The following is a 25,447-nucleotide window of genomic DNA, read 5'->3' as shown; positions in this document are numbered from 1 at the left end:
CCTACTCGCGTTCGGCCGCGGCCGAACGGATGATCCCGCCCAGCGTGTCCAGATACCGCCGGACCGAGGCGTGGGCGATCGGATTGTCCGGGTAGATCACGCTGATCGAGGTCTCGTGCGGCAACCGGTTGATCCAGATGAGAGCTTCCTCGCTGGCCGCGCGGTTACCGTACAGACCGCTGCGGGCTATATCGAAGAACTCGCTGCCGGCGAAATCACGGGCGTCGACATAGGAGATCATCGGGTTCGACCAGTGCGGTCCCACCGCGATACCGCTGTCGGCCGGTGCCAGCTCGAGCACCCGGTGGACAGCGGTGTTCTTCAGCCGCATACCGTTTTCGTAGGCCCGCTGGGCCCGCGCCACCGTGCGTTCGAACGACGCCCGGATCCCGATCGGGAACGCGACCGGAACCAGGGCCACATACCAGCCGATGGAGGCCATTTCTTCGAACGTGGACCTGGTATTGAGCGGTGTGATGCCGAAATAGTAGTCGCTGTCGGCGAGTTCGCGTTCGGCCAGAGCCGCCGCGGCGAACACTCCGCCGGCGAATTCGCCACCGTTGTCCCGGCAGATTTTCTCGAAACGGGCTGCCGCATCCTCGTCGAACAATCGCACCGTGCGGTGGGCGCTGCGGTGCGGATCGTCGCCGCGCAGACCCAGATCGAGCGGAAACGACGGCAGTTCGCCGTCGTTTCCGCGTAGCAGCCGCAACCAGGCGCCGACCTCGGGAGAGGCGAGCGACAGCCGCGCCGAGGCCGCGCGTTCGCGAGCACAATACTCGGTGTAACTGGCGGGCGGCAGAATGGGCGGGGTCTGGTCCCAGGCGTGCTTCGCATACAGGCAGGCCAGTTCGAAGGACGAAATGTGCTGGCCCACACCGTCGGTGTGCAAATGATCGATCGCCATGAACACTGTGGTCGATTCGCCGTGTTCGACGGCCCAGAAGGTGAAGCAGTCCCACTGGGCGGGCGACGGCGTGCGGTCCTGCGCGAGCTCGCGGATCGCGGCGGAATCGGTCAGCGGGCCGTGATCGACGGGCGCGAATTCGACCTTTCCGGCCTCTATGAGATGCCGCCGCAGCGTGCCGTCCGGTTCGAGGGCGAACCAACTGCGGAAAGTATCGTGCCGGCCGAGGAACTCGTTGACCGCCCGGGTCATCGCCGCGCGATCGAGCACAGCCGGCACCTCCGCGGTGACCAGGCACAACCCGGAAACCCGGTACTCGGTGCCGGCGTTGCGGTACGCCTGCCGCAGATAGTGCTCCTGCTGATGTGACGGCGGCGCACTGTGGGCGGGCGCCGCGGCGGCCGCGGCTCGTGCGGCGGGGGTCGCCTCCCAGCTCACCACCCGTCCGGGCGCGGGATTCCATTCGTCGATGAGACCGAAATCGACCATCTCTCGTTCCTCAGTTCGCCACCGGCGCGGGTGCCGCGGCCGAATGGTCCGGCGTGGCCGGTTCGGGAAGGGCCAGGGTGACGGCGGCCAGTACCAGCGCGACCACCGCGATCGCCGACAACATCACGGTGCTGCCGCCGAGCGTATGGGCGCGGAAGAAGACGGTCGCCAGCAGTGCGAGACCGACGCCGTTGCCGATCTGCTCGATGGTGGGAACCAGACCGGAAGCCTCGGCCATCTGCGAATCGTCGAGACCGGACAGCATGAGGGGCTGCAGCGGCACCGCGAAAACCCCGGCGCCGAACCCGCACAAGAAAACCGGTGCGGCGCACAGCAGCATATTGACCTGACCGCCGGTGATGTTCACATATACCACTCCCATGAGCACGCAGGCCGCGTACAGCGCGAGACCGCCGGCGAGCACCCGTACCCCCCACCGCTGCACCAGCAGCGGGGACAACAGGGCACCGGCGCCGGCGCCGAGGGCGAACGGGGTCATCGCGATCCCGGTGCGCAGCGCCGAGAACTCGAGCACATCCTGCAGGGTGATGGAGATGGCGAAGACGAAGGCGGTGAACAACCCGAAGAAACCGGTGATCACGATCGACCCGACCGCAAAACCACGGTCGGCGAAAAGATCCAGCCGCACCAGTGGTCCACTGTCACGCCGGGTCGCGGCACGTTCGTGGAGCAGAGTCAGTGCGCCCAGCCCGAGCGCCGCGACGGCGATCAGGCACGGAATCGGGCGCCAGCCGCGCAGATGGATTTCCGACAGCGCGTACAGCAGGGCGAACAGCGTGGCCGCGCACAGTACTATGCCCGGGAAATCCATCGGTACCCGCTGCGCCGGAGTATCCAGGCGCAGGAAACGCCAGGCGAGGGCGAAGGCCACCGCCCCCAGCGGCAAGTTCATCAGGAAGACACTGTGCCAGCCGAGTCCGGCGATATCGGCGGTGACCAAGGCGCCGCCCAGGATCGGCCCGAGCAGGCCCGCGAATCCCGAAGTGGCGCCGTAGAGCGCGAATACCCGGGTATGCATCCGGCGGGGGAACAGGGCGGTGAGTATCGCGATCGTCTGCGCCGCCATCCCTCCGCCGGCCACCCCCTGGACGATCCGCGCGAGCACGAGTTCGTTTGCGCTGCCGGCCGTACCGCACCACACCGACGCCGCGGTGAAGGCGACGACCGCGAACAGGAACAGCCGCCGCCGTCCGATGCGGGCGCCCAGCCGGGCGGCGGCGAGCAGGGTGCACGCGAAGGCCAGCGAGTATCCGGACACGATGAGCAATTGCTGCGCGGAACTCGCGTGCAGGTCGGCAGTGATCTCGGGGAGCGCGGTATTGACGATCGTCACGTCGATCATCTGCATGAACACCGAGAGCAGACAGCCGGCGAAAGCCGCCCAAGCGCCCGCCCCTGTCCTCGCCCGCGCGTCTGCGGCGGCGCCGGTGATCACCGAGGAGGCTCCCCGCCGAGCAGTACGCCCTCGCCATCCTCGGACCCGGTGCTGCTGCCCTCTGTGGGTTTGCCGCCATTACCTACGGGTTCGCCAGCGATATCCGATGCCGCCCCGCCGTGGTCGTCCGCTGTCGGTTCACCGTTTTCCGGTGCCGCCGACCCACCACCGCTGTCGCCGGTCGGCGCACCGCGGTTATCTCCGGCCGGCTTGCCGCCGTTGCCTCCGGTCGGCGCGCCGCCGCGACCTGTTGCGGACTCGGCGTCGTTGCCTGCCGCCCCGCCTCCGTTACCTACTGCCGACCGGCCGTTGTTCTCGGTTGCCGGTCCGCCGTCGGAGCCTGCTGCCGGCGTGTCACGGTCAGCTGCTGTCGGCGCACCGCCGTTGCTTGCTGTCTGCGCACTGCTGCCGGGTTCTGTCCGCCTGCCATTACTTCGTACTGTCGTCTTGCTGCTGCTACCTGCTGCCGGTCCGCGTTCGGTGCTCGGTGCCGGAATCGGGTCGGCAGAGCTCGACACCGCGGCGTGCGGATGTGGTGACGGGGAAGCTGAAGGGTCCACTTCACTGCCGCGGTCTGCCGGGCCGCTGCCATCGGCGGCGTAGTTGCCGGTAGCACCGTAGCCGTTTCCGGCAGCGGCTTCCAGGTTCCGGCCGGTGGCCACTTTCGCGCCGGAGGGGACCGCGGAACCCGGGGAGCCGTCCGGCCCGGGTGCGGCACCCGGGAGGGACGCCGCGAAACCGGATGCCGGATCGGTGGCCAGAATCAGTTCGGCGACTTTCGGTCCCGCCTGTTCGAGGGTGAACGAGCGTCCCATCTGCAGCGACATCAGCTCGATCCCCAGCTGTTTGCTGACGCGGGAACCGAATTCGACCGCCATCAGCGAATCCAGGCCCAGTTCGGTCACCGGCGCGGTCAGGTCGATGGTGTCGGCTTGCACCCCCATGACCACGGCCAGCTGATCGGCGAGCAGCCGCGCCATGGCCTGCCCGCGCTTACCTTCTTCGAGCGCGGCCAGATCGGATTTCAGTTTCGCCAGCATCGAGTTGTCCTGGACCGAGGCCGCGACGAGCGCGGCGAGCCGCCCGGTACGGCTCATCTGCGGAAACGCTGCGGTGAGTTTCGACCAGTCGGTGGGGATGACCGCGGCCCGGGTGACGCCCAAGCGCAGGGCCTGTTCCAGGTAGAGGGTGCCGTCGGCCATATCGATGGGTCCGAAACCGGCCAGTTCCAGGTATTTCGCGACCTTTTCGTCGGCGGCCATCCCGCCGGCGGCACCGGACATATGCCCCCACCCCACGCACAGCACCCGTTCCCCGGCCCGCGACCATTCCTCGGCGAGCGCTTCCACAGCGAGATTGGCGGCTGTGTAGTTGTACTGACCGAAAATCCCGAACATGGAGCCGCCGGAGGAATACAGGACGAACATATCCGGCTGCGCCCCGGCGCCGGTGACTGCATCGTGCAGTACCCGTGCGCCGTGCACTTTCGACCGGTAGACCCGTGCCAGCTGTTCGGCGTCCATATGCTCGACCCGGTTGTCGGCGACCGCCCCGGCGGCGTGGAAGACCCCGCGCAGCGGATGCCGCGGGTCGTGGGCCCGGGCCACCAGCGCGGCGACGGCCTCGGCGTCGGCTATATCGGCACGTTCTTCGACAACGGTGACCTCGGCGGCCCGCCAGGCAGCCAGTTGCTGGTGGGCCGCGGGTGTGGCGGCACCACTGCGGCCCACCAGCACCAGCCGGCGCGCGCCTTTGGCGACGAGCCAGGTTCCGGTGGCCATTCCGAAGCCACCGAATCCGCCGGTGATGAGATAGGTTCCGGCCGGGTCGATCTCGAGTTCGGGCAGCATCGGCCGGACCGGTGGTGCCTCGTCGGTCATCGACAGGGCGATCCGGCCGATCCCGGTCGAGCGGATGGTGTCGTCGAAAGCCTTGGCGACCTCGTGTGTTCCGTACAGTTCGTAGGGCAACGGCCGGTACTCACCGGTCCGGAACTTCTCCACTACCCGGCGGAGCAGATCCGCCAGCTGCAGTGGCCGGAACCGGCACATACGGTCGAGGTCCATCGAGAAATAGGACAGGTTCTTGTCGAATACGGCTAGTTCGAGCAGGCCGCCGGTGTAGATATCGGCCTTGCCGACCTCGACGATGCGCCCGAATTCCCGGATCGCCTTGAAATTCTGGCGTAGGGCCTCACCCGGCGCCGAACTCAGGATCACGTCCACTCCGGCCCCGTCGGTCAGGGCCAGTACATCGTCGGCGAAGTTCAGCGACCGCGAATTCATCGCGTGGTCGGCGCCGAGTTCACGGATATGCGCCCGCCGCTCTTCGGTACTCGCCGTGCCGATGATCCGCGCGCCGCGTGCCTTGGCCACCTGGATCGCGGCAGACCCCACACCGCCGGCGGCGCCGTGGATGAGAACGGTTTCGCCCGGTTCCAGGCGGGCGAGATCGAGCAGGGAGTATTCAGCGGTGCCGAACGCGGTGGTGCTGGTGCATACGGCGGGGTCGGTGCCGGCGGGCAGCGGGATGACCGCGGCGCGGTCGACGATGTGGTAGCGCCGCATCATGCCCTTGGCGGCCAGTGCGACCAGATCGCCGACCGCGATATCGGTGACCCCGGCGCCGATCCGGGTGACGGTTCCGACGCCTTCCATCCCGGGGCTCGTCCCGAAGAAGGTTTCGCCGAGTTCGCGTTCGCCGAGAATTCCCATGACCTTGAGCGGGTCCTTGTAGTTGAGGCCGATGATGCGCATCCCGACCTCCACCTCGCCCGGCCCGGGATCTCGTCGCGGGGTGCGCCGCCAGGCCAGTGCGGACAGCAGCTTCGATTTCGGTATCTCCAGCTCGAAATCGGCCTCCGGGTCGGTGAGCGGTTCGGCGGTTTCCAGGACGTCGATACGCTCCTGCAGCGGGGTGGTGACCCGCGGCAGCCGGCGTGCGCCGTCGCGGAGCACGACCTCGTCGGAATTGTCGTACTGGAACGCGCCCGGAACGCCCAGTTCGGCAACCAGGTCGCCGATCGGCGTATCAGGTGCGGTGTCGATGAGCCGCCAGCGCAGTGCGGGCTGTTCGTTCAGCAGGACCCGCCGCGCGCCGGCCAGCGCGGCCTGCCGGGAATCCGGGGGCACCGGCGTATCCGGCAGGGCGAAGGCGTGTTCGGTGACCAGCGTGACATGGCAGGAACCGTCGCCGATTCCGACGATCGGGGTATCGCCCTCACCGGGTGCGGTGAATTCGTGCGTGGCGACCGCGATCCGTTTCAGGGTCCACAGGCCGGCCAGGTCGTCCTCGATACGTCCCGCCACGAGCACCAGATGCACCCGGTCGGTATCGGGATCGTCCGTGGCCGTGCGCAGCAGCTTGGTGAGATCGGTTTCGAGGTCGGGATCGTCGCCCGCGGTGCACCGGTACCGGGCGCCCGGCATCGTCTCGGCGAGTGCCCGGGCCCGGTCGCTGTCGCCCAGCGCGAGCACGACGGTCGCCGGAGTACCGGTGTCACCGAGCGCCGCCGCATCGATCGGTTCGGCGAGCTCCATGGTGTCGGCGTAATAGAAGTCGGCCATTCGTTGCAGCGGGCTGCCGCCGGGCGTGAGGGCGCCGAGACGCACCCCGATGAGATGCAGGCACAGCGTGCCGTCGGAGCCGAGCAACCGCACATCCGCGAGGTGGCCCGTTCCCGGAGCCCGCCGTGCGACCACGGTCACCTCGTCGGGCAGGGTCCGGTACATCCGCACCGCCTCGACCCCGACCGGAACCATCGCGCCGTCACCGAACCCGTCCTGCGCGAAGAGCAGTGCCACGGTCTGCATAGCGGCGTCCACCACCGCGGGATGCGCGAAATGCCCGGAGCCCGCGCCGATGGACGCGTCGACGGTGGCGACCACCGCATCGCGCCCGGCGCGCACGGCCGTCACCCGCCGGAATGCCGGACCGTACTGAAGTCCGCGCGAGGCCAGGGCGGCGTAGAACAGTTCGGGTTCGAACTCCACCGCGGATTCCGGTTCCGGCACCGTCTCCACGCTCGTCTCGTAGCTGCCGTTGAGGATCCGGCCCGTGGAATGCACCGTCCACACCGACCCGGTGGCGCTACGCGACCGGATCAGAAAACGCCCGCCGCCCTCTTCGATCCCCAATTCGAGGAATGGCACATCCGGTTGTGACATGACCAGCGGGGCCACGAACCGCACATCCTCGAGCGCAACCCGTTTGTCACCGGAGCGGGTGGCGGCGGCGCTGAGCGCCGCATCGAGATACGCCGCGCCGGGCATGATCCGCATACCGCCCACCACATGATCGGGCAGCCACGGCAGCAGCTCGGTCCCCACCTGTAGCATCCAGCCGGGGCGGCCTTCCATATCCGGGTCGCCGAGCATCGTATAAGTGCCGGGGCTGCCCAGCCTGAGCTGTTCGAACAGCGGCAGCGGATTGTGCAGCCGGGTGTTCTGCCACGGATACCGGGGCAGCGGCAGGTGTTCGGTGGCCGGCCGGTCCGGCGGGAACAGGGCCGCGATATCGAGGACACCGGCGGCGTACACCCCGGCGATCGTGCGGCGGATACTGTCGGCGTCGTGCTCCTTACGGTTCAGAGTCGCGACCGTCGCACCGTTCTCGCCGGCGGCGAGCAGCACCTCACGGATATTGCCGGACAACACCGGATGGGGCCCCACCTCGACGAATACCCGATGCCCGGCGGCGACCAGACCGGCGATCGCATCGGCGAACCGGACCGGTCGGCGGACATTGGCGCACCAGTATTCGGCGTCGAAGCCGTCCTCGGCCTCCACCACCGCTTGCGCGGTCACCGTGGACACCAGCGGGATCCGCGGCGCCCGCGGGGACAGATCGGCGAGCGCGGTGCGCAGTTCGCCGAGAATCGGATCCATGAACCGGCTGTGGTACGGAACCTCGACCCGTAGCGCGCGGGCGAAGGCGCCGTCCTCGGTGAGTTTTTCGGCGATCTCGTCGAGGCGTTCCACATCACCGGCCAGCGTGAGCGAACCGGGACTGTTGATCGCCGCGATATCCACCGCGTCGCCGGCACCGAAATACTCGCGTATCTTCTCCGCACCGGTACCGACGGCAAGCATTGCACCGGTCCCTGCGGTGGTGGCCTGTAACCGGGAACGGTGGTAGGCGACAGCCACCGCTTCGCGCAGCGTGAGCATTCCGGACACATATGCGGCCGATACCTCGCCGACGCTGTGGCCCACGATACGTGCGGGTGTGATTCCGTACTGGGCGAGTTCGGCGACGAGCCCGACCTGCACGAGAAAATTCGCGGGCTGCGCGACTTCGGTGGCGGTGACCCGAGAATCCCCTTCCGGCCGCAGCAGTTCCTCGATGATCGACCAGCCGGCCACCTCGGCGAACGCGATATCGACGGTGCGCGCGGTCGCGGCGAATACGCCGTCGGCGGCAAGCAGATCGCGCGCCATACCCCACCACTGCGGTCCCATCCCGGAGAATACGAAGACCGGCTCATCGGTGCGCTGGGAGACGGTGCGCACGGCGTCGCGGCCTTCACCGGCCGCGTACTGCCGCAGCTCCGCGACGAGTTCGTCGTGTTCCCGCAGCGGTACCCCGGTACGGAACTGGTGGTGCGCCAGCCGCGTCCACGCCGCTTCGGCCAGATGATCGGGGTCCGCGCCGGCGTCGAGCAGATCGGCGAACCGGCCGGCCATGGCACGGACTGCAGCAGCGCTGCGTGCCGAGAGCGGCAGTACCCCGAGATGATGGCGTTCGCGGTCCGTCGGCGCCTCGGCGGCCGGGCGGAACTCTTGCAGGATGGTGTGCGCGTTGGTTCCGCCGTAGCCGAAGCCGTTCACCGCGATCGTCATGGGCCCGGCCGCGGCGGACAGCGGTTGCGGCTCGAGCTGGATATGCAGATTGAGTTCGGCGAACGGGATATCGGGGTTGGGTTCGTCGAGCCAGCCCTGTGGCGGGATGGTGCGATGATGCAGGGCGAGGGCCGATTTGATGACACTGGCGATTCCCGAGGCGGCCTCGGTATGTCCGAGGGTGGCCTTCAGCGAGCCCACGCCGAGCGTGCCCCGGCGGTCTCCGGACGCGCCGTAGACGGTACCCAGGGCCCGCAGCTCGATCGGGTCGCCCACCGGTGTGCCCGTGCCGTGCGCCTCGACGTAGGTGATCTCTTCGGGGGACAGCCCCGACCGCGCGCAGACCGTCCGTGCCAGCGCCTCCTGGGAATCGGCGTTGGGTACGGTGATGGCCGCGGTGCGCCCGTCCTGGTTGGACCCGGTTGCCTTGACCACCGCGTAGACGCGGTCGCCGTCGCGCAGGGCATCGTCGAGCTTCTTGAGGACGACGATGCCGCCGCCCTCGCCGCGGCCGTAGCCGTCGCCGGCCGCATCGAAGGATTTGCAGCGCCCGTCGGCTGCCAGGAATCCGCCCTTGCACATCATCACGAAGGTTTCCGGTTGCAACATGACGTTCACCCCGCCGGCCAGGGCCATCGTGCAGTCGCCGTTCTCGAGGGCCTGGCAGGCGAGATGGAACGCCACCAGCGAGGATGAACAGGCGGTATCGATGGTGAGTGCGGGCCCGACCAGATCGAGGGCGTAGGCGATCCGGTTCGACAGCATGGTGTAGGAGGCCGAGGCCGCGGTGTGCATATCCACATGCGCCAGTGCCGGGCCCACCACACCGACCACGGACTGGTCGACCACGAATCCGCCGATATAGACACCGACCGATTCCCCGGCGGCCTTACCGGCGGCACCGGCGTCGTCCAGGGCCTCCCAGGTGACTTCGAGCAGGAGGCGTTGCTGCGGATCGAGGCCGGTGGCCTCGCGTGGGGAGATGCCGAAGAAATCGGGGTCGAATTCCCAGGGGTCGGTGGTGAGGAATGCGCCGCGTTTGGTGTAACTGCGGCCCGGTGTGCGTTTCTCGGGGTCGTAGTAGCGCCGGTAATCCCAGCGGTCGGCGGGGATCTCGACAACGGCATCGCGTTTACCGACCACGAAATCCCAGAACGATTCCGGGGAATCGATTCCCCCGCCGAATCGGCAGCCGATACCGACTATGGCAATATCCGACATCTATGTGTCCTCCCCGGTCCGGGTGAGCTGCGGTGTTCGCCGCCGACGCCCGGAAACGTCAGTTGCGATGAAAGTCCGGCCGAGATGCCAAATGGTCGCAAAATATCCGGTGCGGCTACGACATTGGGGCCGATGCTACCGATGCGGTTCGGGTCTCTGGAATGGCTTCCGGACAAACTTCCGTCACCACACAAGGGGGTACGTGCCGAATTGTGAAGTAGCCCAGCGCGGTTGCGTTCACCCATTCAATGCCGCCGCGAACAGCGGCCACGAATCATGCAGTTCCCGCTGCCAATACCCCCAGGAATGGGTGCCGTCGGGGCGCAACGCCACCGTCGCCGGGATACCCAGATCGGCCAGGTGTTCCCCCAGCCGGGCCGTGCATCTCGCCGTAACCGTCTCCAGTAGTCCGCCGATGAGCAGCTGGTCGAGCAATTTACCCGGATCGCGCCGGATCCCCGGGCCGTCCATGGTGTCCAGGGCGCCGGGTGTACCGGTGCCGGAGGATATATACAGGACCGTCCCGCGTAACTGCTCGGCGTGCAGGAACGGATCGTTGTCCGGCCACGCGGGGTCCTGCGGCGGGCCCCACATGTTGACCGGATTCCCGCCGTTGCTGCGCACCACGAGCTCGACCAGCGCGCGGCCCTGCGGATCACTGGTCCGGACACAGCCGCTGTAGGAGCCGAGCGCGCGGTACCGGCCGGGTGCGGCGAGCGCCAGCTGGAACACCGACGCCGCGGCCATCGAGACTCCGGCGAGTGCGTCGGCGCCGCTGCCGCGGTAGGTGGCGTCGATCAACGGCGGAAGTTCGGTGGTCAGGAATGTGGTCCAGCGCTGACGGCCCAGCACCGGGTCGTCGGCTTGCCAGTCGGTGAACCAGCTGCCGGCTCCGCCGATCGGATTGACGACGGTGACCTGCTCGGAGCCGAAGAATTCGGTGAGGTCGGTGCGATCGAACCAGTTGCCCCCTTCGCTGCCGCCGGTGATCCCGTTCAACAGGTACAGCACCGGGGCCGTGGCCGCCGGGTCCACGGCCGGCAGTACCCGTACCGGGATCTCCCGGCCCATCGCGGCCGAGTACACGGCCAGTTCGACCGCGCGCCCGCCGAGTGCCCGGCTGCCGGTTATCCGGGTAGCCGGCGTTTCCGGGGACGCCGGGGCGCCGAGTGAATCCGGGTATGCGGGCGCGGCGGCCCCCGGGGAGACCGCGAGGGGTGCGAGAGCCAGTGTGGCCACGGTGGCGAGCAGTACCCGGTGCGTGCGGCGTCGGTGTCGCATCGCCGGAAGTTATTGTGCCCGGTGGCCGGGCGGGCACGGTTCCGTGGAACTCTGTGATGTGGGCCAGGACGCCGTGCCGTTCCCTGCCACCGATCCCAACCCGCTCCGCTGGAGTGCCGCGGCGCCGGCGGCGGCTCCCGGGATATGGACATACGACTGGACAGGTGTCACGATCGGTGCGCAGCCGGTATTGCGTGGCTGTGCCGAGCGACGAGAGGAACAGGCGCATGGAAACCCGTGCGAATCGAGGACCGGAGCATACGATCGGCGGTGGCCGGCGATGAGCACGATGCGCCCCTGTGAACGGGTCGGGCTCGAATTCATCGAGAACGCGCCGGTGCGATGCAGTAACAGTGTGGATCTGGCGATCACCCCCGAGCAGCTGTTCGAGGTGCTGGCCGACGCCGAATCCTGGCCGCAGTGGGCGAGCGTGATCACCAAGGTCACCTGGACCAGCCCGGAACCCCGCGGTGTCGGGACGACCCGGGTGGTCGATATGCGCGGCGGGCTGGCCGGAGACGAGGAATTCCTGGTCTGGGAACCGAATACGCGGATGGCCTTTCGGTTCAACAGTTGCTCCACCGGCGCCCTGACGGCGTTCGCCGAGGACTACCGGATCGAGCCGACACCCGAGGGGTGCCGGCTCACCTGGACCCTCGCGCAGCGGCTGGCCGGACCCGCGCGTTTCACGGCGTTCGCGGCAACACCCTTGATGAATATGGCATTCCGCCGGTTCCTGGCCAACCTGCGTCGCTACACCGACCGCAGGTTCGCCCCCGCGCGGCCGTGAAGGCGAGCGGGACGGATCGCCGGTCCGTCCCACCTCAGCCCATCAGCAGCGAACCCGCCAGCCAAGCGGCCAGCACCAGTGCGACACCGATCAACGCGCCCGGATACAGCGCACGCCCGCTGCGTGCCGCGTTCACCGAGGTGGCGGCCCCGAGCAGAAACCCGAAGCAGCCGCCCAGCACGATGATCCAGTTGCCGGTGCTCGGATCGGTACTGCAGCCGGTACGTCCTTCGCAGACGCCCATCGCCAGCAGGAACCACGGGGAGATGACCACCGAGACGATGGCCAGGGTGGCGAGCAGGAACCACAGCAACGCGGTGATCACCAGATCGGTCTCGCGCGGAGGCGGCAACGGCGCGCCGCGACCGTAGGCTTCGTCCGGAATGGGGGCGACGGGGTAGTCGGTGGACATCTGGTGGGTGAACATATGCCTCGCGATCACTCGAGCCGACAGGGCCGCTGGACGGTGTTTCAGAAGCTTGCCTGTGCCGCAACCGATCCGGCACGCGCGCGACACTACACGGCGTGGCCGGTACCTGGCAGCGCCGGCGACGACCGGGTCTGTCGGCCGGCACGAGCCGGATGGCGTGGGCTGGGCCGCACCTAGCGTTGCGGTGGCCCCGGGTCCGCCGATGCGGACGCTCCGGACTCGTCCGCGGGCGGGCCACCGTCGGCCGACCGTGACTCTTCCGATCGGGTTACCGCGGTATCCACCGTGGACACCGGATCCGGTGGTCGTTCAGTGCCCGCGGCCACGTAATTCGCCGTGGTCGCCCGGGATACGCTGATCCGCCAGGGCAGCCACGACGACCCCGCAGCGGGCCGCGGCATCATCGCGACCGCGATCACCGCCCCGGCCACCGCGACGATCACCGCGGTGATCGCGGCGGCGGTGACCGTGCCCGAGGCCACGTATTCGATCTGGTTCAGACCGGCCACCGGTTTGGTGCCGTCATTGAACGCCCAGTCGATCCAGGAACCGATCTGCCCGCCGAGATCCCAGCGTCGCGCCGTCATATTCTTCAGGCTTTTCTGCCGGGCCGTCAGATACAGCAGATTCGCCACGACCAGTACGGCGGTGAGCACGGCCGCGCCGGTGGCGACCCGGGCGAAACGCGGTGAGTCGGTGACGATGTAGATCGCGACCGCGGCGAGCGTGACCGCGATCGCGGCGCTGGCGGTCACCGCCCACGAACCCGTCAGATCGGCGGCCGGCGGCGCTCCCTTGGACGACCATACGGCCAGGTACCGGCTGGTCGTATCGATTCGCCCGAAGGCCGTGGCCGCGGCCATCCCGTCCGGGCCGCGGGCCACCATCCAATGCTGGAACATCAAGATGAAGGTGACGACGCCCCCGAGTGCGCTGAGCACATAGCCCCATTTACCGCTCAGCCGCGGTGCGGTGCGGATATCCTCGGCGCGATCGCGCGTCCGCCGGAGTAGGGCGGCGGCGGTTGCCCGGTGCCGGTTCCAGCGTTCGGTTCGGTCGTCGGCCGGTCCGGTGGCCGCTGCCGCGCCGCCCGGGGTACCGGCGAACGCGGAGCCCACCGTGCCGGCGGCGTCCGCGCCGGCGCCGCGGCCCCAGGGGGTCGGTTTGGCCATCACCCCAGTGTATTTCTGCGCCCACTACTGGGAATAGGCCCGGAAGCACCGCGGGGCCCGGCATTTTCGGCGTTACGCCGCATCCGACCGGCGAGCGTGTCCGTTGGCCACCAGGTCGACCACGGTATCGCGTAACACAGCCTGGATACGGTGTGCGTGCTCCAGGAGCAGCGCCGTGGATTCGCCGCCGCCCGGATCCGCTTCGGCGACAGCGACGAGATCGTTGACGGTATGACACAGCGCGATCAAGCGCCGCACCGTATCCCGCCGCTCGGCCGGGGGTATGACTTCTGCGTCCACGACGATGTCATCGCCCATGGCGTGGTAGACGTTTCGCGAAATCTGCAGATCATCGAACACCCCGGGGACTGCCCGAGCGCCGGTCGGTCACGGACCGGGCCACAACCGCCGCATCCCCACCGCACCGCTTCGCCCGGCACGGTATCGCTTCGGTAGCGTCCATCTCACTGTCCATCCATCCGCCGGGAGGTGAACGGTGTACGCAGGCCGGGTACTGCTGACGCTGCTGGCTGCTGTGCTGCTCGCGCCGGTCGCCGCCTGCGGTTCCACCGCCCCCCGGGCGATCGCTCCGGAGTATCGTGGGCAGATCGTGTCGGCGACCCCGATGCCGGCGATGGACGGTCCGGAAACCGCCGCCTATCTCGACAAGTGGGCATATCCCCTGACGCAGGCCGGCGGGGTCCGTCGATATCGGGTGGAATACCGCACCGTCGCCCCGGACGGTGCTCCCACCACCGCCAGCGGCCTGGTGGTGGTGCCCGATACCGATACACCGCACCTGCGCGCGGTGTCCTACGCCCACGGCACGATCGTGCGCCGCGACGAGGCGCCGACCGAAGCCGGAGAAGCCGATCGCGCCCGGGCGACCCTGTTCGCCGCCGCCGGCTACCTAGCCGTGGCACCGGACTACCTCGGCCTGGGTACCGGGCCGGGACCGCATCCCTATGCGCACGCGCCGTCGGCGGGCACCGCGTCCGCGGACCTGCTGCTCGCTGCCCGCGAGTTGCTCGGCCGGCACGGGCGTGAGCTCCGCCCCGAGGTTCTGGTCACCGGCTTCTCACAGGGCGGACAGGCAGCGCTCGCGCTGGCCCGGGATCTGCGTGAGGGAGACGTGGAGGGGTTCGGTCTGCGCGCGGTGGCCGCGGTGAGCGGGCCCTACGCCGTGCAGGAGGTCCAGGCCCCCGCCGCGCTGGACGGGCGAGTCGATCCGCGGCAGGCGGTGGTCTTCCTCGCGTACTGGATCACTGCCATGAACCGTATCTATCACCTGTACGACGAGCCCGCCGAAGCATTCCGGCAACCGTACGCGCAGCGCGTCGAGGAACTGTTCGACGGCCGCCACGACCTGCTGCGGATCGGGGCGGGTCTCCCGCGGACTCCGCAGGAGTTGCTCACCCCGGAATTCTTGTCCCTGGCGCGGAACCCCGCCGGCGCCGCCCTGCGGGCCATGGCCGACAGCGATGCCGTCTGCGACTGGACGGCCGGTGTTCCGGTCCGGTTGTACGCCGCCCCCGGTGACCGCAGTGTGCCGTTCGAGAACTCGCAGCGTTGTCTGAAAGCCGAACTCGGCGCCGATGCCGAGCTGATCGAACTCGGCGATCCGGACCACGGGGACACCGTCCGCGCGGCGCTCCCGCAGATCCTCGAATGGTTCCGGAATACGGCACCGCCCGCCTGAACCGGCTGGGTTCGGGCGGGCGGTGTGGTCCGTTCCGGTGTAATCAGTGCATGAGCACCGGTGCCGGAGCGTTCTCGCCGGATTCCGGCACCGAACTCGCCTTACGCGGCAGCAGCAGTGAGAAGACGACGGTCACCACACAGAGCACGAAGGCGACCCAGAAACTGGTCGCGTAGGCATCCGCCATCTCGCCCAGCATGATCTGCTCGAACTTGTCGCCCATGCTCGCCAGGTACTGCAGTACCGAGGGATCCGGCTGGGCACCGGTCTTCTGCGCCTCCATCATCGCCTGACCGGCCGCGACCGCCTCGGAGCTCTGCATCCGGTTGGTGAGCACGACCGAGATCACCGCGACACCCACCGAGCTGGCGATCTGCTGAATGATGTTGAGCAGGGTGGACCCGCGGGCCACCTGCACCTCCTTCAGCGTGCGCAGCGCGGCAGTCATCAGCGGCATCATCGTCAGGCCCATACCGAGACCCATGACGAACAGCACGCCGAGGACGTAGAAGTAGGAACTGTCGGCGCCGATCTGTGTCAGGCCGAACATGGTCGCGGTGAGAATTGCCAGGCCGACCGGGACGACCCGGCCCACCGGCACCTTGTCCACCAGCATGCCGGCGATCGGCATGGTGAGCAGTGATCCGAGGCCCTGCGGCGCCACCAGCAGACCCGCCATCAGCGCGCTCTCACCGCGTACCTGCTGGAAGTAGGTCGGGATGAGCAGCAGGCCGCCGAAGAACGACGCCGAGAACAGGAACATGGTGATGGTGGCAACGGTCAGATCGCGGTTCTGGAACAGCCGCAGATCCAGCAGCGGGTTCTTCGGCTTGAACGAGTAGATGATGAACGCGGCCACGAGCGCGCCGCCGACCAGCATGGTCGCCCACACCTTCGGGGTGTTGACGGTGCCCTCCTCCGGGATGGAGGAGATGCCGTACAGGAACAGCGCCAGACCCGGTGACAGCATCAGCATGCCCACGAAATCGAACTTCTCGGTGGGCTGTGCCTCGTCCTTGGGCAGGGCGAACCAGGCGTAGACGATGGCGATCGCGCCGAGCGGCAGGTTGATCAGGAAGATCCAGTGCCAGGACGCGTCCTCGATCAGCCAGCCACCGAGGATCGGGCCGAGGATCGGGCCCAGCAGCATCGGGACGCCGAGGATGGCCATCAACCGGCCCATCCGTTCGGGGCCGGCGGCCTTGGTCATGATGGTCATGCCCAGCGGCATGAGCATGCCGCCGCCGAGGCCCTGGATAACCCGGAAACCGATGAGTGCGCCGATGTTCCACGACAGTGCGCACAGGACCGATCCGGCGGTGAACAACAGCAGCGCCATCATGTAGAGGCGTTTGGTGCCGAAGCGGTCCGCCGCCCAGCCGGTCAGCGGGATGACGGTGGCCAGCGCGAGAGTGTAGGCGGTGACGGTCCATGCGACCGTCGAGTAGTTGGCGACGTCGAATTCGGACTGGAACGTCGGCATGGCGACGTTCACCACCGTGATGTCCAGGATGGACATGATGGACCCGAGAACGACGACACCGGCCAGTTTCAGCACTGATGCGTCGATCTTCTCCGGGGCCGCCCCCGCGGCGGGCGCGGGGGCTGGACTTGCGTTCACGAAATATCTCCTGAAGATGCTGGGGGGCACGCCACGACGTTGTGTATGGCCCCGGATTCGAGGACAGCGGTGAGGACCCGGCAGAGGTCGGCCCGCAGCGGTTCGGGGAGACGGGCAACCACCTGGTCGATCGTCGCGCGGTGGATCGCGATCTGATCCCAGGCGAGCTGACGCCCGTCCTCGGTGGGGCCGACCAGTTTCACCCGCCGGTCGGTCGGGCTTTCCTCCCGGGTGAGTAGACCCAGGCGCACCAGCCGGTCGACATTGCGGCCGGCTGCGGTCATCGACAGGCCGAGTGCACCCGCGATGGTGTGGATCGGTTGCGGTTCGCTGCGCCGAACGACACTGAACAGGACTCGCGCCTGCGCCAGTGTGAGATCCAGTTCGGCGAGCCGGTCCACCCCTTCCCACCGTCCCGGATCGCAGACCGCGAGCACGAAATGCTCGATCAGTATGCCCGTTTCCGCCTCACTTGCCACCGCGCGATGATATGGGTTCCCGTAATAGTTGCGGAAGCGGGATTATCGCGTCTGTGATGGGAAACATAACCGGCCGTGCGGTCGCATCACCGGCGGACGAGCCGACGAACCGGCCGGAGCCCCCGATACCGCCGACCGGCCGGGACGTCGGAACCGCTCAGTTCCGCGGCGCGGAACCGCCGGTGAGGTAGTCGCCGATCAGTCCGGCGATCGGCTCGGGCTGCTCCAGGTGCAGGAAGTGGCCGGCGCCCGGGATCACCTCCACGGCCCCGCCCGCCGGGGCCAGGACATCGGCGACCCCGGCGGTGAACGCCGGATGCAATGTCGTATCCGCCGAACCGTGCAGATACAGCATCGGCACCTGCGGTGCCCGATCCCAGAACCGGTGTGGTCGGGCATACGGTTCGGGAACCTTCGCCGTCACCCGCAGGAACGCGCGGTAGTAGGACAGCGCGGCGGTCCGATGTGCCCCCACGGGCATGGCATCGAGCGCATGGGCGATATCGGCCGCCGCCGGGTAGCCCGGGGACCAGTCCTGCCACAGCCGGGGCACCAGCCGGTCGAGTGTACGTTCGGCGACCCCGGGCAGCTGGTTGAACAGGATGTACCAGCTGTACCGAAGTTGCCGCAGATACGCCCCCGCGGACCGCAGGGTCGCCACTCGCCGCGGGCGCATACCGGGGACCGGGGGTACCGCGAGCGAGACCACGCGCCGGAACGGGCAGTCGGGATCGGCGGCAATCGTGTTGGCGGTCAATGCGCCCCAGTCGTGCCCGATGAGTACGGCATCGTCCGGAGCGCCGAACGCGCGATGGATCGCGAGGGCATCGTAGGCGAGAGCGCCGAGGTGATAGACACCGTCGGCCGGTACCGCCGTCGGGGCGTACCCCCGGGTGAAGGGCGCGATCACACGGAAACCGCGCGCGGCCAGGGCGGGCCCCAGCCGGCGCCAGGTCCACGCACTGTCCGGGAAACCGTGTAGGCACAGCGCGAGTCGGCCGTCCGGCGCACCCCAGGCGAGGGCGGTCATCGCCAAGTGGGGGAGTCCGAATTCCAAGGTCTCGGGCTCGTCCCCGCGGTGTGTGTTCATCCCGGTCCTCTCTGATCTGCCCGTCACCGTAGCCCGCCGGCCCGGATTCCGCCCCGGCGTCGCGACGTTCACCCATAGCGGTATGCTCACATCCCCCGGGAGAGGTAGCGGTGCCGGTGCTGCGGGCGGGCCCGGATTTCGCACCGCCGCGGGGATGTTGATGTCATAGCTGGCAATGTATTCGGGGATCGGAGGAGTAGGCCCATGGCGCGCAAGGTCGTCATCAGTTTGATCGATGACCTCGACGGCGAATCACCCGCAGCCGAGACGGTGGTGTTCGCACTCGAGGGCGTGACGTACGAGATCGACCTGACCGAAGCCAACGCGGGGGAATTGCGCGCAGTCTTCGGAAAATGGACGCCGTTCGCCCGCCGGGCCGGACGACCCGGGCGGACAAAGCGGGAACGGGCGGGCCGGTCGGCCTCGGCGAAGGTGGTCCGGGAGTGGGCGCAGCGCAACGGGCACGAGGTATCGGCACGCGGCCGCATCCCGGCCGGGGTGCTGGCCGCGTTCCACGCAGTGAACGGCTGATATTCCGGTGCTGTGACCGGCTGAGCGGACTGCGTTTTCACCCGGCCGTATGTGGTGTGCGGCCGGGTTCGTTTCCGTTTTCTGGGGCGTTCTGACCGAGTGCGGCGGTTTCGTGGTAAATACCGCCGGTGGTATCTCAGGGTTTGTAGGCGATACCGCCCACCATGACCTTCTCCTCCGGAAACCGCTCACGCAGCGGTGGACCGGCGGGCCACCAATCGTCCAGCTGAACCAGGCCCGGCGCAACCAGTTCGAGACCGCCGAAGTACTCGAGGATCTCCTCGGTGGTGCGATACCACCCGGAACCGAGCCCCTTTTCGGTGAAACGGTGTTCGAGCTCGCGGGCCAGCGCGTGCAGTTCCGGATCCCGCGGGCCGGGGTCGTGGAAATGACTGATCGCGAGATAGGACCCCGCGGGCAACAATTCGACGTACTCGCGCATCATGCCCACCGGATCGAAATGCTCGTCGATATGGTGCAGTAGTCCGCACAGGATGAGCCCGAGGGGCCGGTCCATATCCAGAAATTTGGTGATATCGGAATTGCCCAGCAGGGTACCCGGTTCCAGCAGGTCCGCCGAGACGAAATGGGTGTTCTCGTTCTGTTCGAGCAGCACCCGGCCGTGTGCATTGCACACGGGATCGTTGTCCACGTAGACCACGTGGGCGTCCGGATCGAGCTGCTGGGCGATCTCGTGCGTATTGGCGACCGTGGGCAGCCCGGCGCCGATATCGAGGAATTGGTCGATCCCCGAGGTCCCCGTCAGGTACCGGATCACGCGATGCAGCCAGCGGCGATTCATGATGGAGACATCGCCCTGCCGCGGCGCGACTTCCAGGATCTGCTGATAGGCGCAGCGGTCGACATCGTAGTTGTCCTTACCGCCGAGGCTGTAGTCGTAGACTCGGGCGATACTGGCGCGGGTGGTATCCACTCCAACGGGTTTGCGGGGGCTGATCCGGGAAGCCGGCTCGGCCATATCGACCTCTCTCTGCGCAGAATGAACTGGACGAACGAAGTGTGAGTCGGATCACTCAGCGTAGAACGTGACCGGGACTCGGGCAATATCGTGATCACCGTGCGCGGCAACACACTTCGCCTCGTTGTGCGGCGGAGCGGGGCCTGCTGTTGCGGTTCGCGCCGTGACGGAATCGAATACGGTGCCGCACAATCTGTTCCGGAAACCCGTCCCGCAGCGCGCCGGCCGACGCCCGACCCGGCTATCCCACTCCGTCGACACTGTGCAGCCGGACCGCGGGAGCACCCGGTTTGTACCCGACTCCGCCGATCACGACCTGTTCCTCCGGCAGTCGCGGCCGCGTGGGCGGACCCGATGGCCACCAGTCCTCGAGTTCGGTCAACCCGGGCGCCACGAGTTCCAGACCCTCGAAGTACTCGAGCTGCTGCTCCCGGGTCCGGTACCACCCCGAACCCAGACCCATTTCGGTGAAAGCCCGCTCGAGTTGTTTCGCGAGCGCGTGGAGTTCGGGATTCTCGTCCGCCGGATCCCAGAAATTGGTGATCGCGACATACGATCCGGCCGGTAGCCGGGAGATGTATTCGCGCATGACCGCCGGTGGGTCGAGTTCGTCATCGACGTGATGCAGCAGCCCGCACAGGATGATCGCGATCGGCCGATCCGGATCCAGGTACTGCAGAACACTCTTGTTCTCCAGCAGGGTGCCCTTTTCGAGGACGTCGCCGGAGACGAAGTGGGTGTTCTCGTTCTGTTCGAGCAGGACCCGGCCGTGCGCGTTGCACACCGGATCATTGTCGACGTAGACGACCTTGGCTTCCGGATTCTCCTGCTGCGCGATCTGATGGGTGTTGCCCACGGTCGGCAGACCGGCACCGATATCGAGGAACTGGTCGATTCCGGCCGGCCCGGCCAGATACCTGACGACCCGGTGCAGCCAGCGCCGGTTCATCCGGGAGACGTCGCCCTGCCGCGGCGCGACTTCCAGGATCTGCTCGAATGCCGCACGGTCGACGTCGTAGTTGTCCTTGCCGCCGAGGCTGTAGTCGTAGACGCGTGCGATGCTCGGCCGGGTGGTGTCCACCCCGACCGGTGCACGAACGCCCGTCCGAGGAGCCGGTTCGGCCATGAAAACCTCTCTCTGCATTAACGATCGAACAGCGTGATGGTAGGACCGTGCGGCAGCGGGCGTGCGCTCAGGCTCCGTTTCCGCGTTCGAGTACCTTGCCCGGCAGCCAGCCGCCACCCAGATGGGTCACCCGCCACCAGTCGATATCGATGACCACCGCGGTGACCGGAGACGCGAAGAACGGTTCGACCTGTGGTTCCTTGCGCAGCAACGCCTGGAAGGTTTCGTCGCGTTCGCTGTCGTCGCGCAGGGTCACCGTGCCGAGGCCCTGGGCGAACGGATCGGCGATACCGCCCGGCACCACCTTCACCCCCACGTTGGGGTTGGCCCTGAGCTGGTCGAGCGTGCGACCGCGGTTCTCGAGGATCAGCGTGAGCCGGAACAGGTCTTCGTCGAGGTTGGCGAAGAACGCGCTGGTGGCCCAGTTGACACCGTCTTTGGAGGTCGCGAGGTCGATACTGGAATGGGTGAGGACCTCGGTCAGTTTCTTGCGGATCTCGGTGGCGGTGAGTTCATCGGACATGCGGTCCTCCAGTTTTACTCGGTGTGCAAGGTGGTGATTCGTTCTCGAAATGCCGCTGCAGTCGCGGCGAATCCGGGCCGGGATGGTTGCGCGCGAGCCTAGCGGTCCGCGCCGATGCGGAACAGTCCGGGAGATATCGTGGGCACGACGGTGAATGGTTGCCGCCCAATCGGTTACGGAGACCCGCCCGGTCGCCCCGGCCGTAGCCGGAAGCGGGGCCGACGGGCGGCGCCGGCCGGCTCCGGTGCCCGGCCGCCGGGCGCGCCGGGGGACACGTTCCCGGGCCGACTGCCGGGCTGTCGCGATTCGGGCGGGCAGGCGGTATGCTGGGAACTGCTTCCGCGGTACCCGCACCTGCTTCCGGTGCCCTCATCGGTATCATCTCCCCAGGTCTTCGTGCTCATGAGGCCGGATCGTCGTGTCGTGGGGGAGTTTACGCAACCAATCGCGATATCGCGCGTAAACGTTGGAGAAGCTACGGATATGCGGCGCTGTAGAATTCGGGCCGAGGTGCACGGCAACGGGTTGCCGTGTGGATGCCGGTTGCGCCCGCCGCGGGCGCGTTACCGGAAATTTGTCCCTACCACGGAGTAGGATCGCCTGCCGACCGGTGCGGTTCGTCGGTGGCGGGCGCCGAACGATGCAGCACAGCACGAACTGGCCAGAGGCGATCATGACTAACGAGCAGGACGATTCCGATCTCCCGGATAAGGCGGAAGCCGACCGCGGACCCACCGTATTGCGTATATCGCTCGGTAGCCGCCTGCGGCAACTGCGTGAGGCATGCGGTATCAGCCGCGAGGATGCGGGAGAGCATATCCGCGGATCGCACGCCAAGATCAGCCGCCTCGAATTGGGCCGCACCCGGTTCCGGGAACGCGATCTGGTGGATCTGCTGAAGCTCTACGGTGTCGACGATCCGGAGAAGCTCTCCGTCTACCTGGAGTTGATGAAGAAGGCGAACGATCCGGGGTGGTGGCAGCCGTTCAACGATCTGCTTCCGCCGTGGTTCGAAACCTATATCGGCCTCGAGCAGGCCGCGACAACGATCCGCACCTATGAGGCGCAGTTCGTCCCCGGCCTGCTGCAGACCGAAGCCTATGCGCGCTCGGTGATCAAACTGTTCAACGAGGAGGACACCGAACGCCGGGTGGGTGTGCGGATGCGCCGCCAGGAGATCCTCAGCCGCGCCTCGGCTCCCACCCTGTGGGCGGTGGTGGACGAGAACGCACTCCGTCGGCCGGTCGGCGGCTATCCGGTGCTGCGCGGTCAGATCGAACATCTGATCGCCGTATCCGACCGGCCGAACGTGAAGATCCAAGTACTGCCCTACGAGGTCGGTGGACATCCCGCCGCGGGTGGTTCGTTCAGTATCCTGCGTTTCCCGGAGCCCGAGCTGCCGGACATGGTCTATATGGAACAGCTGACCACCTCGAACTACCTCGAGAAAAAGCACGAGGTGGAGGTGTATATGACCGTTATGAACAAACTCAGCGTCATCGCCCCGACTCCGGGGGAGAGCCGCGATTACCTGCGCCGGGTGCTCAGCGACCTCTCCGACAAATAGGATCACCGCGTGCCGTCGGCCGGCAGTTGTCACCGGGAGGCGGTTGGGGGCAGTGTTCGAACCGCGTGGGTCACGCCTTCATGCGCATTGTGGGCCCGGACAGTCGTTCCCGGGCGAACGGACCACGGGAATTGCAGCGGCAACTGCCCGAGCGGACAATCGGCACAATGTTCATACGTAGATATGCGCATCACACTATTTTCATTGCCGTCCGTCGCCGACGTACGCATTGCACAACACCACCGAAACGAATCAATGACGGGCTTGATGGTAGGAAGGGTGCGTGGCCGCGACAGGTGATAACTCTGGCTCCGCTCGTTCCCGCGCCGTATCGGAGGTGGTGGATCTGGTCAGTTCGCTGATCCGTTTCGACACTTCGAACACCGGCGACCCGGCGACCACCAAGGGGGAACGCGAGTGTGCCGAGTGGGTTGCCCGGCAGCTGGAGGACGCCGGTTATACAACTGAGTACGTGGAATCCGGCCTGCCGGGCCGGGGTAATGTCTTCGCGCGGCTACCGGGCGCCGATTCGAGCCGCGGTGCCCTGCTGCTGCACGGGCATCTCGATGTGGTGCCGGCCGAGGCGGCCGACTGGAGTGTGCATCCCTTCTCCGGCGCGGTGCAGGACGGCTACGTCTGGGGCCGCGGCGCCATCGATATGAAGGATATGGTCGGAATGATGCTGGCGGTGGCCCGCCAGTTCAAGATCGAGGGCACCGTACCCCCGCGCGATCTGGTGTTCGCGTTCCTGGCCGACGAGGAGAACGGGGGGAAATGGGGGTCGCAGTGGCTGGTGGAGAACCGGCCGGATCTCTTCGCGGGCATCACCGAGGCAGTGGGCGAGGTCGGTGGTTTCTCCCTGACCGTGCCCCGTCCCGACGGCAGTGAACGGCGACTCTATCTGGTGGAGACCGCGGAAAAAGGTCTGGGCTGGATGCGGTTGCGGGCGAAGGCCCGGGCCGGGCACGGGTCGTTCCTGCACGAGGACAATGCGGTGACCATCCTGGCGGCCGCGGTGGCCCGCCTGGGCACGCATACCTTCCCGCTCGTCCTCTCCGATTCCGTGGCCGAGTTCCTCGCGGCGGTGTCGGAGGAGACGGGACTGGCGTTCGATCCGGGCAGTAAGGATATCGAGGGCACGCTGGCGAAGCTGGGGTCGATATCCCGGATCATCGGCGCCACCCTGCGCGATACGGCGAACCCGACCATGCTGAACGCCGGCTACAAGGCCAATGTGATCCCGCAGACGGCGGAGGCGGTGGTGGACTGCCGGGTGGTGCCCGGCCGCCTGGCCGAATTCGAACGCGAAGTGGACGAACTGATCGGCCCGGACGTGGAACGGGAATGGGTCACCAAACTCGATTCCTACGAAACAACTTTCGACGGTCACCTGGTGGACGCGATGAACGAGGCGATCCTGGCGCACGATCCGCAGGGGCGTACGGTGCCCTACATGCTGTCCGGCGGTACCGACGCGAAGGCGTTCGCGGACCTGGGGATCAGGTGCTTCGGGTTCGCTCCGCTGCGGTTGCCGCCGGAACTGGATTTCGCGGCGCTGTTCCATGGCGTCGACGAACGGGTGCCGGTCGATGCCCTCGAATTCGGCACCGATGTCCTGGAACACTTTCTGTTGCACAGCTGATCCGATTCGAGAGAGGTTTCCATGACCTACAACCCCTATGACGCCTTGCCTTCGGTGCCGTCGTTCACCGTGACGTCCGCCGATGTGTCCGACGGTGCGCCGCTCGGCAACGACCAGGTCAGCGGTGTGTTCGGGGCCGGCGGTAAGGATGTTTCCCCGCAGCTGAGCTGGTCGGGTTTCCCGGCGGAGACGAAGAGTTTCGCGGTGACGGTGTACGACCCGGACGCGCCGACGGCTTCCGGTTTCTGGCACTGGGCGGTGGCCGATATCCCCGCGACGGTCACCGAACTGGCGGCGGGTGCGGGCAGTGAGGGCGGCACCCTGCCGGCGGGCGCGGTGATGTTGCGCAACGACGGCGGCTTCGCCGGCTATGTCGGCGCGGCGCCGCCGGCCGGACACGGTCCGCATCGGTACTTCATCGTGGTACACGCGGTGGACGTCGAATCACTGGGTGTGCCGCCGGAAGCCACTCCGGCTTTCCTCGGGTTCAATCTGTTCTCGCACACGCTGGCACGGGCGACGCTGGTGGGTACCTACGAACAGAAATGATTCGCGACAACAGTGTGGCCCCTGGTGGTTCCGGGGGCCACACTGCTGTGTTCGG

At 67.5% G+C, this 25,447-nt stretch carries 19 protein-coding genes; 6 read left to right on the top strand and 13 right to left on the bottom strand.

Features of this window, described 5'->3' with window-relative positions:
• Position 1: 1 nt before the first annotated feature.
• The 4 genes from IU448_RS03105 to IU448_RS03090 all read right to left on the bottom strand — a co-directional run bounded on the left by IU448_RS03105 (position 2) and on the right by IU448_RS03090 (position 11,194).
• Positions 2-1,396: a condensation domain-containing protein gene (locus IU448_RS03105; protein WP_195053950.1), complete on the bottom strand. Its 1,395-nt coding sequence runs from the start codon at positions 1,394-1,396 to the stop codon at positions 2-4.
• Positions 1,397-1,406: 10 nt separating this feature from the next.
• Positions 1,407-2,852 carry an MFS transporter gene (locus tag IU448_RS03100; RefSeq protein ID WP_324188490.1) on the bottom strand — a complete coding sequence of 482 codons (1,446 nt, stop codon included), beginning with the start codon at positions 2,850-2,852 and terminating at the stop codon, positions 1,407-1,409.
• The gene (locus IU448_RS03095; RefSeq protein ID WP_195053949.1) at positions 2,849-9,913 is read right to left on the bottom strand and encodes a type I polyketide synthase; all 7,065 of its coding nucleotides are present in this window, start codon (positions 9,911-9,913) and stop codon (positions 2,849-2,851) included. Before IU448_RS03095 ends, IU448_RS03100 begins: the two co-directional genes overlap by 4 nt.
• 237 nt (positions 9,914-10,150) lie before the next feature.
• Positions 10,151-11,194 carry an alpha/beta hydrolase gene (locus IU448_RS03090; protein ID WP_195053948.1) on the bottom strand — a complete coding sequence of 348 codons (1,044 nt, stop codon included), beginning with the start codon at positions 11,192-11,194 and terminating at the stop codon, positions 10,151-10,153.
• A 289-nt stretch (positions 11,195-11,483) separates the two neighbouring features.
• Here IU448_RS03090 and IU448_RS03085 point away from each other — a divergent pair, with 289 nt between their 5' ends.
• Complete coding sequence (locus IU448_RS03085) at positions 11,484-11,984, top strand: SRPBCC family protein (protein WP_195054995.1); 501 nt, start codon at positions 11,484-11,486, stop codon at positions 11,982-11,984.
• A gap of 34 nt (positions 11,985-12,018) precedes the next feature.
• Here the strand turns inward: IU448_RS03085 and IU448_RS03080 are convergent, their stop codons facing one another.
• The 3 genes from IU448_RS03080 to IU448_RS03070 all read right to left on the bottom strand — a co-directional run bounded on the left by IU448_RS03080 (position 12,019) and on the right by IU448_RS03070 (position 13,946).
• Positions 12,019-12,396, bottom strand: coding sequence for a hypothetical protein (locus tag IU448_RS03080; protein ID WP_195053947.1), 378 nt, complete (start codon positions 12,394-12,396; stop codon positions 12,019-12,021).
• 191 nt (positions 12,397-12,587) lie between these two features.
• A complete protein-coding gene (locus IU448_RS03075) occupies positions 12,588-13,586 on the bottom strand; it encodes a hypothetical protein (protein ID WP_195053946.1) in 999 nt (332 codons plus the stop codon).
• A 72-nt stretch (positions 13,587-13,658) separates the two neighbouring features.
• Positions 13,659-13,946, bottom strand: a complete 288-nt coding sequence (locus tag IU448_RS03070) for a hypothetical protein (protein ID WP_195053945.1) — start codon at positions 13,944-13,946, stop codon at positions 13,659-13,661.
• 136 nt (positions 13,947-14,082) lie between these two features.
• On the opposite strand from IU448_RS03070, the gene IU448_RS03065 reads away from it, so the two are divergent.
• Positions 14,083-15,285 carry a hypothetical protein gene (locus tag IU448_RS03065; protein ID WP_195053944.1) on the top strand — a complete coding sequence of 401 codons (1,203 nt, stop codon included), beginning with the start codon at positions 14,083-14,085 and terminating at the stop codon, positions 15,283-15,285.
• Between the two features lie 43 nt (positions 15,286-15,328).
• On the opposite strand, the gene IU448_RS03060 is transcribed toward IU448_RS03065, so the two are convergent.
• From IU448_RS03060 to IU448_RS03050, 3 genes are all read right to left on the bottom strand, one after another.
• Positions 15,329-16,906 carry a DHA2 family efflux MFS transporter permease subunit gene (locus IU448_RS03060; protein ID WP_324188489.1) on the bottom strand — a complete coding sequence of 526 codons (1,578 nt, stop codon included), beginning with the start codon at positions 16,904-16,906 and terminating at the stop codon, positions 15,329-15,331.
• Positions 16,903-17,385, bottom strand: coding sequence for a MarR family winged helix-turn-helix transcriptional regulator (locus tag IU448_RS03055; RefSeq protein WP_195053943.1), 483 nt, complete (start codon positions 17,383-17,385; stop codon positions 16,903-16,905). The genes IU448_RS03060 and IU448_RS03055 overlap by 4 nt, the downstream gene beginning before the upstream one ends.
• Positions 17,386-17,542: 157 nt before the next feature.
• The gene (locus IU448_RS03050) at positions 17,543-18,475 is read right to left on the bottom strand and encodes an alpha/beta fold hydrolase (protein WP_195053942.1); all 933 of its coding nucleotides are present in this window, start codon (positions 18,473-18,475) and stop codon (positions 17,543-17,545) included.
• Positions 18,476-18,679: 204 nt separating this feature from the next.
• Here IU448_RS03050 and IU448_RS03045 point away from each other — a divergent pair, with 204 nt between their 5' ends.
• The gene (locus IU448_RS03045) at positions 18,680-19,006 is read left to right on the top strand and encodes a histone-like nucleoid-structuring protein Lsr2 (protein ID WP_195053941.1); all 327 of its coding nucleotides are present in this window, start codon (positions 18,680-18,682) and stop codon (positions 19,004-19,006) included.
• A 136-nt stretch (positions 19,007-19,142) separates the two neighbouring features.
• Here IU448_RS03045 and IU448_RS03040 read toward each other — a convergent pair whose 3' ends face one another.
• From IU448_RS03040 to IU448_RS03030, 3 genes are all read right to left on the bottom strand, one after another.
• Positions 19,143-19,985 (bottom strand): SAM-dependent methyltransferase, encoded by an 843-nt coding sequence (locus IU448_RS03040; RefSeq protein ID WP_195053940.1) that lies wholly within the window; start codon positions 19,983-19,985, stop codon positions 19,143-19,145.
• 241 nt (positions 19,986-20,226) lie between these two features.
• Positions 20,227-21,111, bottom strand: a complete 885-nt coding sequence (locus IU448_RS03035; protein ID WP_195053939.1) for an SAM-dependent methyltransferase — start codon at positions 21,109-21,111, stop codon at positions 20,227-20,229.
• 67 nt (positions 21,112-21,178) lie between these two features.
• A complete protein-coding gene (locus tag IU448_RS03030) occupies positions 21,179-21,634 on the bottom strand; it encodes a pyridoxamine 5'-phosphate oxidase family protein (RefSeq protein WP_195053938.1) in 456 nt (151 codons plus the stop codon).
• A gap of 673 nt (positions 21,635-22,307) precedes the next feature.
• Here IU448_RS03030 and IU448_RS03025 point away from each other — a divergent pair.
• The 3 genes from IU448_RS03025 to IU448_RS03015 all read left to right on the top strand — a co-directional run bounded on the left by IU448_RS03025 (position 22,308) and on the right by IU448_RS03015 (position 25,392).
• The gene (locus IU448_RS03025; RefSeq protein ID WP_195053937.1) at positions 22,308-23,201 is read left to right on the top strand and encodes a helix-turn-helix domain-containing protein; all 894 of its coding nucleotides are present in this window, start codon (positions 22,308-22,310) and stop codon (positions 23,199-23,201) included.
• Positions 23,202-23,484: 283 nt separating this feature from the next.
• A complete protein-coding gene (locus IU448_RS03020) occupies positions 23,485-24,843 on the top strand; it encodes a M20/M25/M40 family metallo-hydrolase (protein WP_195053936.1) in 1,359 nt (452 codons plus the stop codon).
• Between the two features lie 21 nt (positions 24,844-24,864).
• Complete coding sequence (locus tag IU448_RS03015) at positions 24,865-25,392, top strand: YbhB/YbcL family Raf kinase inhibitor-like protein (RefSeq protein ID WP_195053935.1); 528 nt, start codon at positions 24,865-24,867, stop codon at positions 25,390-25,392.
• Positions 25,393-25,447 lie beyond the last annotated feature (55 nt).

It is taken from the genome of Nocardia flavorosea (assembly GCF_015477805.1).
Taxonomy (GTDB): Bacteria; Actinomycetota; Actinomycetes; order Mycobacteriales; family Mycobacteriaceae; genus Nocardia; species Nocardia flavorosea_A.
This window is presented reverse-complemented; position numbering and strand designations above follow the sequence as displayed.